Source organism: Flexivirga alba (genome assembly GCF_042661025.1).
Classification (GTDB): domain Bacteria; phylum Actinomycetota; class Actinomycetes; order Actinomycetales; family Dermatophilaceae; genus Flexivirga; species Flexivirga alba.
Map to the genome: position 1 here is coordinate 3,974,965 of NZ_JBHSWH010000001.1, position 14,498 is coordinate 3,989,462.

The 14,498-nt window shown below is 67.1% G+C and carries 11 protein-coding genes and 2 pseudogenes; all 13 read right to left on the minus strand.

The genetic code is table 11. The features are described from left to right. Positions 1-27: 27 nt before the first annotated feature. Positions 28-957: an ornithine carbamoyltransferase gene (argF, locus tag ACFQDH_RS19705; protein WP_382404077.1), complete on the minus strand. Its 930-nt coding sequence runs from the start codon at positions 955-957 to the stop codon at positions 28-30. Then, a complete protein-coding gene (locus ACFQDH_RS19710; RefSeq protein WP_382404078.1) occupies positions 954-2,144 on the minus strand; it encodes an acetylornithine transaminase in 1,191 nt (396 codons plus the stop codon). The genes argF and ACFQDH_RS19710 overlap by 4 nt, the downstream gene beginning before the upstream one ends. Then, a pseudogene (gene argB, locus ACFQDH_RS19715) lies at positions 2,141-3,060 on the minus strand (acetylglutamate kinase). Before argB ends, ACFQDH_RS19710 begins: the two are co-directional and overlap by 4 nt. Before the next feature lie 115 nt (positions 3,061-3,175). Next, positions 3,176-4,326: pseudogene (gene argJ, locus ACFQDH_RS19720) on the minus strand (bifunctional glutamate N-acetyltransferase/amino-acid acetyltransferase ArgJ). 46 nt (positions 4,327-4,372) lie between these two features. Then, entirely contained in the window at positions 4,373-5,419 is a 1,047-nt protein-coding gene (gene argC, locus ACFQDH_RS19725; RefSeq protein ID WP_382404079.1) for an N-acetyl-gamma-glutamyl-phosphate reductase, read from the minus strand. 37 nt (positions 5,420-5,456) lie between these two features. Further along, positions 5,457-7,985 (minus strand): phenylalanine--tRNA ligase subunit beta, encoded by a 2,529-nt coding sequence (pheT, locus tag ACFQDH_RS19730; protein ID WP_382404080.1) that lies wholly within the window; start codon positions 7,983-7,985, stop codon positions 5,457-5,459. Continuing rightward, entirely contained in the window at positions 7,985-9,079 is a 1,095-nt protein-coding gene (gene pheS, locus ACFQDH_RS19735) for a phenylalanine--tRNA ligase subunit alpha (protein WP_382404082.1), read from the minus strand. The genes pheT and pheS overlap by 1 nt, the downstream gene beginning before the upstream one ends. Before the next feature lie 58 nt (positions 9,080-9,137). Further along, on the minus strand, positions 9,138-10,310 hold the full coding sequence (locus ACFQDH_RS19740; protein WP_382404083.1) for a sensor histidine kinase: 1,173 nt from the start codon (positions 10,308-10,310) through the stop codon (positions 9,138-9,140). Positions 10,311-10,319: 9 nt separating this feature from the next. After that, the gene (locus tag ACFQDH_RS19745) at positions 10,320-11,135 is read right to left on the minus strand and encodes a TrmH family RNA methyltransferase (protein ID WP_382404084.1); all 816 of its coding nucleotides are present in this window, start codon (positions 11,133-11,135) and stop codon (positions 10,320-10,322) included. Between the two features lie 48 nt (positions 11,136-11,183). Next, positions 11,184-11,570 carry a 50S ribosomal protein L20 gene (gene rplT / locus ACFQDH_RS19750; RefSeq protein ID WP_382404085.1) on the minus strand — a complete coding sequence of 129 codons (387 nt, stop codon included), beginning with the start codon at positions 11,568-11,570 and terminating at the stop codon, positions 11,184-11,186. Positions 11,571-11,648: 78 nt separating this feature from the next. Beyond that, positions 11,649-11,843 carry a 50S ribosomal protein L35 gene (rpmI, locus tag ACFQDH_RS19755; RefSeq protein ID WP_382404086.1) on the minus strand — a complete coding sequence of 65 codons (195 nt, stop codon included), beginning with the start codon at positions 11,841-11,843 and terminating at the stop codon, positions 11,649-11,651. Between the two features lie 99 nt (positions 11,844-11,942). Continuing rightward, positions 11,943-12,530, minus strand: coding sequence for a translation initiation factor IF-3 (gene infC, locus ACFQDH_RS19760; protein WP_417398441.1), 588 nt, complete (start codon positions 12,528-12,530; stop codon positions 11,943-11,945). Positions 12,531-12,944: 414 nt separating this feature from the next. Next, positions 12,945-14,348 carry a cation:dicarboxylate symporter family transporter gene (locus tag ACFQDH_RS19765; RefSeq protein ID WP_382404088.1) on the minus strand — a complete coding sequence of 468 codons (1,404 nt, stop codon included), beginning with the start codon at positions 14,346-14,348 and terminating at the stop codon, positions 12,945-12,947. Between the last annotated feature and the right edge of the window lie 150 nt (positions 14,349-14,498).

Consider the following 14,498-nt stretch of genomic DNA (forward strand, 5'->3'; position numbering starts at 1 on the left):
CGAGGTCGCCGATTCGGTTGCGGCGCATCATGATTCGAGCAGGAACGACAGGATGGCCTTTTGCGCGTGCAGCCTGTTCTCGGCCTCGTCCCACACGACGGACTGCGGACCGTCGATGACCTCACCACTGATCTCGAAGCCGCGATAAGCCGGCAGGCAGTGCATGACGATCGCGTCCTGGGCGGCGTGGCCGACCAATGCGCTGTCGACCGCGAACTTGGTGAAGGGGCTCTCGTCGCCCTTGCGGTCCCCCGCCTCGGCCTCCTGGCCCATCGACACCCACGTGTCAGTGATGACGACGTCCGCGTCGAGGACTGCCGCAACCGGGTCGTCGGTGACGAGCACCGCCCCGCCGGTCTGGCCGGCAATCTCACTCGCTCGCTGCAGAATGTCCGCGCGCGGTTGATGCGTGGCCGGTGCACCGATACGCACCTGCATTCCGGCGGTCGCCCCACCGAGCAGGTAGGAGTGCGCCATGTTGTTCGCGCCGTCACCGACATACGTCATGGTCAGGCCGGCAAGCTCGCCCTTGTGCTCGCGGATGGTCAGCAGGTCTGCCAGGATCTGGCACGGGTGGAAATCGTCGGTCAGCGCATTCACAACTGGCACACCGGAGTTCGCCGCCATCTCGTCGATGCGGGACTGCTCGTAGGTGCGCCATACGATCGCGGCGACCTGTCTCTCGATCACCCTCGTCACGTCCGCGATCGATTCACGCGAGCCGATTTGCGCGAGGTTGCCGTCGACCACCATCGGGTGGCCACCGAGTTCGGCAACGCCGACGGTGAACGACAGCTGCGTGCGCAGGGTCGGCTTGTCGAAGATGAGCGCCACGGCTCGCGGCCCCTCGAGCGGGCGTCGCGCGAAGTGATCTGCCTTGAGCTCGGCTGCGCGGTCGAGCACGGTGGCCTGCTCGGCGGGTGTCAGGTCGTCGTCCCGCAGGAAGTGTCGGGTCATGCGCTAGTCGCCTCCTTGACGAAATCGGGGAGCGCTGCGACGAAATCGTCCAGCTGCTCAGCTTGTATGACGAGCGGCGGCGCCAGTCGAATCGCCTCGGGCGCAACGGGATTGATGATCACCCCGGCGTTGCGGGCCGCGACGGCCACGCCGGCACTGATCGGGGCATCGAAGACGATCGCACGCAGCAACCCCTGTCCACGAACTCCGGTCACGTGCGGGATGTGCGCAGCATCGACTGTCTCCGCAAGATGCCTGCCCATGCGTTGGGCGTGAGCCAGCAGACCGTCCTGCTCGATCGTGTCCAACACCGCGAGCCCGGCCGCGGCGGCCAACGGGTTACCGCCGAACGTTGTACCGTGCTGGCCGGCGGTAAGGAGCCTCGACACCTCTGGGCCGAAGGTGATCATCGCGCCGATCGGAACGCCACCACCCAGCCCTTTGGCGATGGTGATCGCGTCAGGAACGATGCCGGCGTGCTGGAAGCCGAACCAGCGACCGGTGCGCCCGATGCCGGTCTGGATCTCGTCGATGATCAGCAAAGCGCCTGCGGCCGTGGTGATTTCGCGTGCCTGTTGCAAGAAGTCGATCGATGGTGCGATGACGCCGGCTTCGCCCTGAACCGGCTCGAGTACGACTGCACTGGTCGTCTCGTCGACCGCCTCGCGCAACGCCTCGACATCGTCATACGGAACATGCACGACGCCGGGCAGCAAGGGCTCGAACGGCTCGCGATAGGCGGCCTTGTGGGTCAGCGCGAGGGCGCCGGTCGTGCGGCCGTGGAAGGCGTGCTCGGCAGCGACGATGCCGGTGCGGCAGGTACGACGGGCGAGCTTGATCGCGGCTTCCATGGCCTCGGCGCCGGAGTTGCCGAAGAACACGCGCGATCCGTCCGGTGCGCCGGCGACCTCCAGCAGACGCTCCGCGAGCCGGATCTGACCGGGTGAAGTGAACAGGTTGGAGATGTGCACCGCCTCGGCGACCTGCTTGGACACGGCGGCCACCAGTGCGGGGTGCCCATGACCGAGTGCGTTGACCGCGATGCCGCCGACCAGGTCGAGGTAGCGGCGACCGTCGACGTCCCAGACGTAGCACCCGTCGCCGTGGTCCAGCACGATCGGCGGCGTGCCGAAGACTCCGAGCACGCTGTCCGAATACCGTTGCAACCATTCGCTGTTCGTGGTCATGGTGCCTTCCGTTCGTTGGTGTCGTCGGGGAGGACCATCGTGCCGATGCCGTCGTCGGTGAAGATCTCCAGCAGGATGGAGTGTGGTGACCGCCCGTCGACGACGTGGGCCTGCGGCACTCCCCGCGTATGGCGCGCACGCACGCTTCGAGTTTCGGCACCATCCCTGCGTCGACCCGGCCCATCAGATCCTCGGCCTGGCTCACCGGCAACGAGCTGAGCAGGCTGTCGCGATCGGGCCAGTCGGCATACACGCCCTCGACATCGGTCAGCACAACCAGCTTGAGCGCGCCGAGCGCCACTGCGAGTGCCGCGGCAGCGGTGTCGGCGTTCACGTTGAGCACCTCGCCCTCGACGTCGACATCGGGGGCGACCGAGGACACGACCGGAATCCGGCCGGCATCCAGCAGGTCCTGCACCGCCGCGGGATTGACCGTGACGACGTCACCGACGTGGCCGATGTCGACAGTCTCGCCGTCGACGACCGCGCCACGACGGCGGGCGCCGAAGAGCGCCCCGTCCTCGCCCGACATCCCGACCGCCAGGGGACCGTGCTGGTTGATCAGCCCGACGAGTTCGCGGGACACCTGCCCGGTCAACACCATTCGCACGACGTCCATCGCTTCGGTCGATGTGACACGCAGGCCGCCCTTGAACTCCGACGCGATGTCGAGCCGGTCGAGCATCCGCTGGATCTGCGGGCCGCCACCGTGCACGACGACCGGCCGGAGGCCCGCGTAACGCAGGAAGGCCACGTCCTGGGCGAAGGCAGCCTTGAGCTCGTCGTCGATCATGGCGTTGCCGCCGTACTTGATCACGACAAGTGCTCCGCGGAAGCGTTCGAGCCAGGGCAGCGCCTGGACCAGGGTGGTCGCCTTGACCGCTGCGCCGGCCAGGTCTGTTGGTACGCGCTTCACTCGGGGCCCCCGCGAAGTAGCGAGCGAGGAACGAGGGAGTACTGACGGGGTCCCTGCGAAGTACCGGACGACGAAGGAGGGAGGACTTCGTGGGGTGTCTTGGTGGGGTGGGTTTTCATGTCGAATAGGCCGAGTTCTCGTGGACGTAGTCGTGTGTGAGGTCATTGGTCCAGATCGTGGCGGTGTGCTCGCCCGCGGCGAGGTCGACCACGATGTGCACCTTGCGCCCGGCGAGGTCGACGAGGGACCGATCCTCGCCGACGCCACCGTCGCGACATACCTGAATTCCGTTGATCGACACCGCAAGTCGATGCGGTTCGAAGGCTGCCTTCGTCGTACCGACCGCGGCCAGGATGCGCCCCCAGTTGGGATCCTGGCCGAAGATCGCACACTTGAAGAGGTTGTTGCGGGCGATGGACCGGCCGACTTCCAGGGCATCGTCCAGATCTGCGGCGTGTACGACCTCGATCTCGATGTCGTGTGCCGCGCCCTCGGCGTCGCCGATCAGTTGCTGCGCGAGATCGGCGCACACCTGGGCCAGTGCCACGCCGAACTTCGTCTTGTCCGGTTGCACACCGGATGCGCCGGAGGCCATCAGCAGCACCGTGTCGTTGGTCGACTGGCACCCATCGGAGTCGATCCGGTCGAAAGTCGTTGCCGTTACTGCGCGGAGCGCCTCGTCAGCATCCGACGCGTCGATGACCGCGTCGGTGGTGATGACCACCAGCATCGTCGCGAGCGACGGTGCAAGCATGCCCGCGCCCTTCGCCATACCGCCGACGGTCCAGCCGTCCTGTGTCACGACGGACTGCTTGGCCACTGTGTCGGTGGTCATGATTGCCTGCGCCGCGGCCGAACCCCTTCTGCCGACAGCGTTTTGACCGCTTCGTCGGCTCCTGCCAGCAGCTTCGGCATGGGCAACAACTCGCCGATCAGGCCTGTCGAACAGACGACGACATCGCCTGCCGACAGCCCGACCGACGCCGCCAGGTGCTCGGCAGTCGCGTGCGTGTCGGCGAAACCCTGGGCACCGGTAATCGCGTTGGCGCCACCGGAGTTGAGGATCACCGCATCGACGCGGCCGTCGCTCACGACCTGACGCGACCAGGTCACCGGAGCCGCTTCGACCCGGTTACTGGTGAAGACCGCGGCTGCTACGTGGGCGGGCCCGTCGTTGACGACGACCGCCAGGTCGGACTTCCCGCTCGGCTTCAGCCCGGCGATCACTCCCGCGGCCCGAAACCCTTGTGCTGCAGTCACGCTCATTGTTTGGCTCCTTTGGCTGGGTAGGGGCGTGCGACCTCGACAGGTGTCACGGAGCCACTCCGGTCGTCGGTAGGCCGAGTTGCTCGTCGAATCCGCATGACAGGTTGAGGCACTGCACGGCTCCCCCGCCGGTGCCTTTGGTGAGGTTGTCGATCGCAGCCACCACGATCAGCCGGCCGACCCGCTCGTCGACGGTCACCTGCACCTGGACGTTGTTGGAGCCGAGCACCGCCCCGGTCGTCGGCCACACACCCTCGGGCAGCACGTGCACGAAGGGCTCGGCGTCATACGCCTCGGCATACACGGTCCGCGCCTGAGCCGTGGTCGTGCCCGGCGCCACCCTCGCCGAGCACGTCGCCAGGATGCCGCGCGGCATCGGCGCGAGGGTCGGAGTGAAGGACACCGCCACCGAATCTCCATTTGCGCGGGAGAGGTTCTGCTCGATCTCGGGCGTATGTCGGTGGCTGCCGCCCACGCCATACGGACTCATCGAGCCCATGGCCTCGGCCGCGAGCAGGTGTGGCTTCAGTGATTTGCCGGCGCCGGAGGTGCCACTGGCCGCAACGATGACCACGTCCCCTGTCGCGAGCCCGGCCGCGAACGCCGGTGCCAGCGCGAGTGAGGAGGCGGTGGGGTAACAACCCGGCACCGCGATGTGTGTCGCACCCGTCAGCTGGGCACGCTGCTTCTTGCCAGCTTCGACCATGAGCTCGGGCAGCCCGTAGGCCCAGCTGCCGGCGTGCTCGGAGCCGTAGAACTCCTGCCAGGCGGCCGGGTCGGTCAGCCGGAAGTCAGCACCGCAATCGATGATCGTCACGTCATCCGGCAGCTGCCGTGCCAGCGCAGCAGACGCACCGTGCGGCAGGGCGAGAAAAACAACGTCGTGACCGGCCAGCGTCTCGGAGCTGGTGGCCTGCAGCACCCGCTCGGCCAATGGCGTCAGGTTCGGATGGTGCCGGCCCAACGGGTCACCCGCGGACGAGGCTGCCGTCACGGCGCCGATCGTCACCTCGGGGTGCCCGATCAACAGACGAAGGATCTCTCCACCGGCATAGCCACTGGCTCCGGCGACGGCTACAGACAACACCTGCATGACTATACACGCCCGCGCATAGTCATGCTGGGTGTTGTCAGGCGCGTTGTGCCGCCCCGGTCGCTTTGCCGGCCGCAGCGACGGCTGCGTCTCGGGCGGCGTTGACCTCTTCGGTCTTCAGCGTGCGGTCGGCCGCTCGAAAACCCATCCGGTAGGCCAGCGACTTCTTGCCCTCGCCCGCCTGGTCACCCTGGTAGGCATCGAACAACTGGATCGTCTCCAGCAGCGGTCCAGCGCCCTCCCGCAGCGCGGCCTCCACCGCCGCGGCGGTGACGCCGCGGTCGACCACGAGCGCCACGTCACTGCTGGCATGCGGCATCGTGCTGATCGGCGCCGAAGCGACCGGCTCGACGCTCGCCGCGATCAGGACATCCAGATCGATCTCGGCGCCGACGGTGCGGTCCGGCAGGCCGAGTTGCTGAACGACCTTCGGGTGCAGCTCGCCGGCATGTCCGACGAGGGTCCCGTCGGCCAGCGTGAACCGTGCACAACGCCCCGGGTGGTATGGCGCCACGTCGTCGGCCGCCACCTGCACCGGCACGGCGAGTGCCTCGGCAACGCCACGCACCGCGGCGATCGCGTCGCTCCAGTCCGTCTGCCGGCCGCTACCCCACCATCCGCTGCGGGCGACCTCACCGGTCATCAGCAGGCCGAGATGTCGCGGCTGCGGCGGCACGGCTGCGCGGATCCGGTCGAGCAGTTCCGGCGCGGGCAGGACCCCCACCGGCGAGGACGGCGCCTGCACCTGCGGCGCGTCGAGCGCGATGACCAGACCCTGCTCGAAGAGCGCCACGTCTTTGCTCCCACGGGCGACGTTGCGCTTCAGCGCGTCGACCATGGTCGACAGGACGGAGATCCGCATCAGCGGCTGCTCCTCGGACAACGGATTCGCGATCCGCACGGTCCTCGCGCGCGCGGCTTCCACCGAGTAGCCCAGTGCCTGGTGACGCTCGTCGGAGACGAACGGCGCCGACCAGATCTCGCAAAAGCCTTGTGCCGCAAGGACATTGGTGACCATCCGACGGGACTGCTGATCGTGGGTCAGGCCACGGCCACCAGGTGGCGTTGGAAGGATGGACGGGATCTGGTCGTACCCGACGACACGGGCTACTTCCTCGACCAGGTCCGGCCCGGTGTGCAGGTCCGGTCGCCAGGACGGCGGGGTCACCGACCACGGCGTCGCGCCGCGGTCGATCGCACAGCCGACGTCGTGCAGCACCCGTGCCACTTGCTCCTCGTCGTAGGTCATGCCGACCAGCTGCGAGGCCAGAGCCGGGTCGAAACTGATCACCGGCATCGCGGGAGTGTTGTCCAGGTCGGTGACGCCGGAGTCGGCCGTGCCGCCACCGAACTCGACGAGCAACTGCACCACTAGCTCGACGGCAGCGGGTGCGAGTGCTGAGTCGACGCCGCGCTCGAAGCGCCTGGACGCCTCGGAGGGCAGCTTGTGCCGGCGAGCCGAGCGCGCGACGGTGATCGGGTCGAAGTGCGCGCCCTCGATCAGCACGTCTGTCGTGGCGTCACTCACCTCGGAGTCGAAGCCGCCCATGACGCCGGCGATGCCGAGCCCTCGCTCGCCGCCATCGGTGATCAGGAGGTCCTCGGCGAAGAGCGAACGCTCCGATCCGTCAAGGGTTTTCACCTTCTCGCCGGGACGTGCGCGGCGTACGACGATCGGGCCTTCGACCGTGGCCAGGTCGTAGGCGTGCAGCGGTTGCCCGAGTCCGAGCATGACGTAGTTGGTGATGTCGACCGGCAACGAGATCGGGCGCATGCCGGCCTCGGTGAGTCGTGTCGCCATCCAGCCGGGGGTCGGTGCTGCGACGTCGACACCGCGCACCACGCGGGCGACGAAACGATCGCAACCCACGACGTCCCGCAGCGGAGCGTCGTCCTCGACGCGCACCTCATGGCCATCGTTGTTGGCGGCAGGTGCGGCAGCGGCCAGCGCGGCAGCCGGGTCGGTGAAGTCGATCCCCTCCGACAGGGCGAACTCCCGCGCCACACCTCGTATGGCGAAGCAGTAGCCGCGGTCCGGCGTGACGTTGATCTCGACGGTCTCGCGATCCAGCCCGAGCAGCGGTATGGCGTCCTGCCCCGGCTCCAGCTGCGCCCCTGGCAGCCGATCGGCCAGTCGGATGATCCCGCCCGACCCGTCGTCCGGAAGGCCGAGCTCGTCGGCAGCGCAGATCATCCCGGCGGACACGTGCCCGTAGGTCTTGCGAGCCGAGATCGCAAAGCCACCAGGGAGTTCCGCGCCCGGCAGCACCGTGACGACGAGGTCACCGACCTCGAAGTTGTGCGCACCGCACACGATACCCTGCGGCTCCCCGGTGCCGTTGGCAGCGCCGACGTCGACGGTGCACCAGTTGATGGTCTTGCCGTTCTTCTGCTCCTCCGGCTCCTTGGTGAGCACCCGGCCCACCACCAGCGGTCCGGTCACCTCGCCGCCGTGCAGGCCCTCTTCCTCCAGCCCGACGCGCACCAGCGCAGCAGCGACGTCCGCGCCACCGGTCCCGGCCGGCAGCTCGACATACTCCCCCAGCCAATCCAACGGAATCCGCATCAGATCTCCATCCCGAACTGTGTGTCGAAACGCACGTCGCCCTCGATCAGCTCCCGCATGTCCGACTGTCCGGTGCGGAACTGCAATGCCCTGTCGATGCCCATGCCGAACGCGAACCCGGAGTAGACATCGGGGTCGATTCCGCACGCTCGCAACACATTTCGGTTGACCATGCCGCAGCCACCCCACTCGATCCAGCCGGTGCCGCTGCACGACCGGCAGTCGGGGTTCTCGCCACGGCATACGAAACAGCGCAGGTCCATCTCGGCCGACGGCTCGGTGAACGGGAAGAACGACGGGCGCAGGCGGGTGGTGATGCCTTCGCCGAAAAGCTCACTCGCCATCCGGTCGAGGGTGCCCTTCAAGTGCGCCATCGTGATGCCCTTATCGACAGCCAGGCCCTCGATCTGATGGAACGCGGGCATGTGTGTCGCGTCCAGGTCGTCAGTGCGGTAGACGCGGCCGATGCACCCGACATACAGCGGCACACCGCGCTCGAGCAGCGAGCGCGCCTGAACCGGTGAGGTGTGCGTGCGCAGCACGAGCCCGCTGTCCTCCGGCGCGATGTAGAAGGTGTCCTGCATCTGCCGAGCCGGGTGGTCGACGTCGAAGTTGAGCGCGTCGAAGTTGAACCACTCGGCCTCGACCTCAGGCCCCTCGGCGATCTCCCAGCCCATCCCGACGAGGAGGTCGGCGATCCGTTCGCCCATCAGGTCGACCGGATGACGCCGCCCGAGCGGGCGCCGTCCGGGCACCATCGTGACGTCGACGGCCTCCTCGACCAGGATGCGCTCGTCGCGTTCGATCTCCAGCTCGGCCTGCCGCCTAGCCAACGCGGCGTTGACCTTGCCGCGTGCCTGACCGACCCGCTTGCCGGCCTCCGCCTTCGCCGATGGTGGCAGCGCGCCGATCTCCCGATTGGCAAGCGCGAGTGGGCTTTTGTCGCTTGTGTGCGCCGTGCGAGCAGCCTTCAGATCGTCCAGGGTCGCGGCGCCGGCAAAGGCACTCAGCGCGTCCTGGACGGCTTGCTCGATGGCTGCGGGGTCGAGAGCGGCCACCTCGACGGGATCGTATGACGTGTTGGGACCAGACACAGCGCCTGAGTCTAGGTCACTCCCGGAAGCTCGATTCCCCCGCTGTGTGGTGCGTGCTCTATCCCTGACTCACGGCACTAGGTTCGTCCCGTTCCGGCGTATGACGTGGCAACGTCAGCCGGAACGTCGCACCGCCGGGCTGATCGAGGACTTCGATCCTGCCGCCGTGCGCAACCACCAGACCGTGCACGACATACAGGCCGAGTCCGTTGCCACCGCGGCCGCGGCCCTGCCAGAAGCGGGTGAACACCAAGGAACGGTGCTCGGGGGCGATGCCCGGGCCATCGTCCGACACGTCGAGCTGCAGTTCGCGTCGGCGGAGCTCGACGGTCACGGTCACGGTCCCGCGACCGTGCCGAACGGCATTCTCGAGCAGGTTGGACAGCACCTGGGTGAGGCGGTCCGGATCGGCGACGAGCGACACCTCCTCGAACTCGCTGACGACCCGGAACCGGTCGGCATCGACGCCGGTCGACACGACGCGCGCGATCCCGGCCCGGACCAGCGACAACAGGTCGACCTCACGGGTCCGCAGCACCAGCCGCCCGGTGTCGAGACGGGAGATGTCCAGCAACTCGCCGACCTGGCGCTGTAGTCGTGCGGCGTCGGTGTCGATGGCATCCAGCATCCACAACTTCTGGTCGTCACGCAGTTGGTCCCACCGGTTGCGCAGCGTGCGGGAGAAGCCACGGACAGCACCCAGTGGGGCACGTAACTCGTGGGCGATCGTGGTCACCAGCGCCGAGGTCTCGGACTCGATGCGATCACGTGCCGTCGTGCTGCGCATGGTCATCACCAGCCATTGCAAGGTGCGCTCCGAGCCCGCCCGGATGTGCCGGGTGGCGGCCAGCACGCTGCGGCCGTCGGCCAGCATCAGCCGTTGCTCGGGTGACCCGCTACGGGTCCGCAGGCCGCCCCACGGGTCGTCGGTCGCCCAGTAGGAACGCCCGTCAGCACCCAGCAGTGGCAGTGCCTTGCGGATGTCCTCGCCGAGCCGGTCGATGAGTTGTATGCCGGTCAGGCGTTCCGCTCGATGGTTGGCCAGCACGAGCCGACGCTCGGCGTCGACCACCACCACGCCTTCGGGCAGCTGCTCCAGCAGCGCCGCATAGACAGCCGGAGCCAGCGGAGGCTCCACGGGCTGGTATTCACCCGAGGAAGTGCTCCGCTCGTACTTCGCTCCGATACTTCGCGTTGGCCCCGACTCCTCCCGCGAGCTCTGGTGGAACATCCAACGAGCCTACGAGGTGCGCTTCACGGAGCTGCGGTCTGCACTGGCGTACATACAGACGGTGGCTGCGAGCGCGAGGTTCAGGGACTCGGCGTGACCGTGGATGGGGACGCGCACAACGTCGTCCGCCTGGGCGCGTGACGCCTCGTTCAGGCCCCATGCTTCATTACCCATCAGCCAGGCGTGTGCGCCGCTCAGGTCGGCGTCCGGCAGCAAGGTGGTGCCGGCTCCATCGGCGGCGAGCACCCGGCGACCACGCTCCCGGCAGGCGGCGATCAACTCGGTGACGTCTCCGCCGAGGGCGATCGGCAGGTGCCACAGCGAGCCGGCTGTCGACCGGACGACCTTGGGGTTGTAGAGATCGACGCTCGCACTGGACAGGATCACCGCACGAGCGCCTGCGGCATCGGCCGAACGGATCACCGTGCCGGCGTTGCCGGGGTCACGGACGTGGGCAAGCAACACCACGAACCCGGACTCGTCAGCCAGCGCGTCCTCGACGGAGACGTCGACCGGGCGGCATACCGCAACGAGACCTTGGGGATGCTGCGTGTCAACCAACGCGGCCATCACGGCCGAGGAGCATTGGTGTAGCTGGATATTCGCGTCTCGCGCCAGATCGACCAAAGGCCCGTGCCGCTGCGACGCGGCGCCGTCGACATACAGGTCGGTGACGGTCTTCGGCGCGAAACGAAGCACTTCGCGGACACCCTGCGGCCCGTCGACAACGAAGCGTTCGGCCCGCTGACGCGCCGAACGCCGGCCCAAAGCCCGGACCGCCTTCACCCGCTCCGCGCGAGGGTTGGTGAGGACCGATGGACTCAAAAGGACCGGCGTTCAGTCGTCGTTCGAAAGGGTGCGCGTTGTGTCGCGTCAGGCGACGGCGTCAGCCTTGGCGTCAGTCGCGGGCACGTTGGCCTTGGCGATCTCGACCAGCGCGGTGAACGCGGCGGCGTCGTTGACGGCCAGCTCAGCGAGCATGCGACGGTCGACCTCGACCTCGGCGGCCTTCAGGCCTTGGATGAAGCGGTTGTAGGTCATGCCGTTGGCGCGAGCGCCGGCGTTGATCCGCTGGATCCAGAGGCGACGGAAGTCACCCTTCCGGGCGCGACGGTCCCGGTAGCTGTAACCCATGCTGTGGGTGACCTGCTCCTTGGCCTTGCGGTAGAGCCGCGAACGCTGTCCGCGGTAGCCGCTGGCCTGCTCCAGAACGGTCCGGCGCTTCTTGTGGGCGTTGACCGCCCGCTTCACGCGTGCCACGTGAATCTCCTTCTAATTGCTAGTGGTTCGTCGGTGCTGCCACGAGACATTGGCACCGGCGAGTTCGGTGAAGTGGGCTTACTTGCCCAACAGCTTCTTGATCTTCTTGCTGTCGGGGGCCGATGCCTCGACGTTGTTCGCCAGACGACGCGCCTGGCTGCTGGTGCGCTCCTGGAACTTGTGCACGTGACGCGCACGCTGCCGGATGACCTTGCCGGACCCGCTGATCTTGAAGCGCTTCTTGGCGCCACTGTGGGTCTTCATCTTCGGCATAGCCGATCTCCTTCGTTACATGGTTTGCCAGGCCCACTGAGGGGCATGGCTCGTTGCGGACTCGCGCGCGTCGTACTCGTGCGAGGGGCTCGATTAACTTCAGGCTTCGGCGGTCGCAGTCTCTTCTGCTTGCGCCTGCTCGCGGCGGCGACGGCCTTCGGCCCGCGCCTCCGCCTTCTTCTTGGTCGGACCCAACACCATGACCATGTTGCGGCCGTCCTGCTTGGGCGCGCTCTCCACGAAGCCCAGCTCGGCGACGTCCTCGGCGAGGCGCTGCAGCAGGCGGAAGCCGAGCTCCGGCCGCGACTGCTCACGTCCACGGAACATGATCGTCACCTTGACCTTGTCGCCCGCCGACAGGAAGCGCACGACGTGGCCCTTCTTGGTGCCGTAGTCATGCGGATCGATCTTCGGGCGGAGCTTGATCTCCTTGATGACGGTGTTGACTTGGTTCTTGCGCGACTCGCGGGCTTTCAAAGCGGCTTCGTACTTGAACTTGCCGTAGTCCATGAGCTTTGCCACGGGCGGCTTGGCCGTGGGTGCAACCTCGACCAGGTCGAGGTCAGCCTCAGCGGCCAGGCGCAGCGCGTCTTCAACGCGCACGATGCCGACCTGCTCTCCGTTCGGCCCAACCAACCGCACTTCCGGCACCCGGATGCGGTCGTTGATACGGGTCTCAGCGCTGATGTGATGCTCCTTCGTCGTTGTTCAAAACTGCCGGGGAAACGAAAAAGAGGCTCCTCGACACCCATCGTGGTGCGCGAGAAGCCTCTGGCAGCACAGCAAACGCGTCCGGCATGTCGAACAGACCCATAATGAATCTGCGACGAACCATCTCGTCACTGGACCGAACCTGGCGACTTGCCTGCCGCACGAGGTGGAAGCTTTAGCTTCTCTTGCACACTGATCCGGCTCACGTCGGACCAGTCGGTGACACAACAGTAGCAGCGCCACCGCCCCCGACTGAAATCGGGCCAGCTCCTCCTTCGCGAGCGAGGGCGCTTCTTCGCCGAGCGACGGCCGGATAGACCGTCACTCGGCGAGGAAGCCGTCATTCGGCAAGCGGGTCGGGTGGCAAGGGTTTCGGTCGGCGAGGCGGGGTCAGCCGGCCGGACTCATCGCGTCGACCCGATCGCGTTCCCGCGGCGGATCCGGTATGACGCCCGCCTCCGGCGGGGCGGCGTCGTCGAGCATGCTCTCGTCGAACGGTCTGTCACCGCTGAGCACGGCATCAAGCTGAACGCGGTCCAGCCCACCGGTCCAGTGGCCGACCAGCACGGTGGCGATCGAGTTGCCGGCGAAGTTGGTCAGCGCCCGGGCCTCGCTCATCATCCGGTCGATGCCCACGATGAGGCCGACCCCGTCCACCAGATCCGGGCGGTGCGACTGCAGACCGCCGGCCAGTGTCGCCAACCCCGCACCGGTGACGCCGGCGGCGCCCTTGGACGCGATGACCATGAAGACCAGCAGCGAGATCTGCTGCCCGATGCTGAACGGTTTGTCCAGCGCGTCGGCGATGAACAGCGAGCCCATCGTCAGGTAGATCGCGGTGCCGTCCAAGTTGAACGAGTAGCCGGTCGGCACGGTGATGCCCACGACCGGACGCGCCACCCCGAGATGCTCCATCTTGGCGATCAGGCGGGGCAGTGCCGACTCCGACGACGAGGTCGACAGGATCAGCAGGAACTCACGGGACAGGTAACGCAACAGGGAGAACACATTGACCCGGGCAACGACCCACAGGATGGTGCCGAGCACACCGAAGACGAAGATGAAGCAGGTGATGTAGAACGCGATCATCACCACGGCCAAGCCCTGCAACGCCTTCCAGCCGGTCGCACCGACGACTGCGGCCATCGCGCCGAATGCGCCGACCGGTGCGGCATACATGATCATTTGCATCAGCCGGAAGACCAGCCGCTCGCAGTGCTTGATGCCGGCCAGGATCGGCTCGCCGGCCGGGCCGAGCTTCTGCAGTGCGAAGCCGACAAGCAACGCAATGAGAAGCGCTTGCAGCACCGACCCGGAGGTCAGCGCGGAGACGAGCGTGTCGGGCACCAGGCCGAGGATGAACGCGACGGTCCCACCGCTGTCGGCACTCACCTGGCTGTGCCCGGTTGCCGCCAGGTCCTTGGTCAGGTGCAGACCGGAACCGGGGTGGATCAGGTTGCCGACCACCAGGCCGATCCCGAGCGCCACCGTCGACATCGTCAGGAAGTAGCCGAGCGCCAGCCCGCCGATCCGACCGACCGATGCGGCCTTACGGACCGAGCCGATGCCGAGAACGATCGTGCAGAAGATGATCGGTGAGATCATCATCTTGATGAGGTTCACGAATCCGGTCCCGAGCCATTTCAGCTGGACTCCGAAGTCCGGCCAGATGATCCCCACGGCCACACCGGCAACCATGGCGATCACGACGGCGGCATACAAGTAGTGCGTGCGGTCCTTCTTGCGGGTCGGCGTCGGCGACCCCGCCGGCCCGGCATCCTTCACTTGACTCATCTCACGTCTCCAAGGTCTTGGTCCGTCCCCGACCTGGTCTCGGGGAACCTGACCGACAATGTCGGCATGAGTGATCCCCGTCACGTTTGTGTTCATTGAGTTCATCGACTGCGATGACTATTGAGACCAGAGGTCACCTCCGGCTGCGCT

Bases quoted from the DNA above. Each gene is read 5' to 3' on its own strand.
- ACFQDH_RS19765 (WP_382404088.1), bottom strand. From the start codon at position 14,348: ATGAGTCAAGTGAAGGATGCCGGGCCGGCGGGGTCGCCGACGCCGACC.
- pheT (WP_382404080.1), bottom strand. From the start codon at position 7,985: ATGCGGATTCCGTTGGATTGGCTGGGGGAGTATGTCGAGCTGCCGGCC.
- argF (WP_382404077.1), bottom strand. From the start codon at position 957: ATGACCCGACACTTCCTGCGGGACGACGACCTGACACCCGCCGAGCAG.
- ACFQDH_RS19710 (WP_382404078.1), bottom strand. From the start codon at position 2,144: ATGACCACGAACAGCGAATGGTTGCAACGGTATTCGGACAGCGTGCTC.
- rpmI (WP_382404086.1), bottom strand. From the start codon at position 11,843: ATGCCGAAGATGAAGACCCACAGTGGCGCCAAGAAGCGCTTCAAGATC.
- ACFQDH_RS19740 (WP_382404083.1), bottom strand. From the start codon at position 10,310: ATGTTCCACCAGAGCTCGCGGGAGGAGTCGGGGCCAACGCGAAGTATC.
- argC (WP_382404079.1), bottom strand. From the start codon at position 5,419: ATGCAGGTGTTGTCTGTAGCCGTCGCCGGAGCCAGTGGCTATGCCGGT.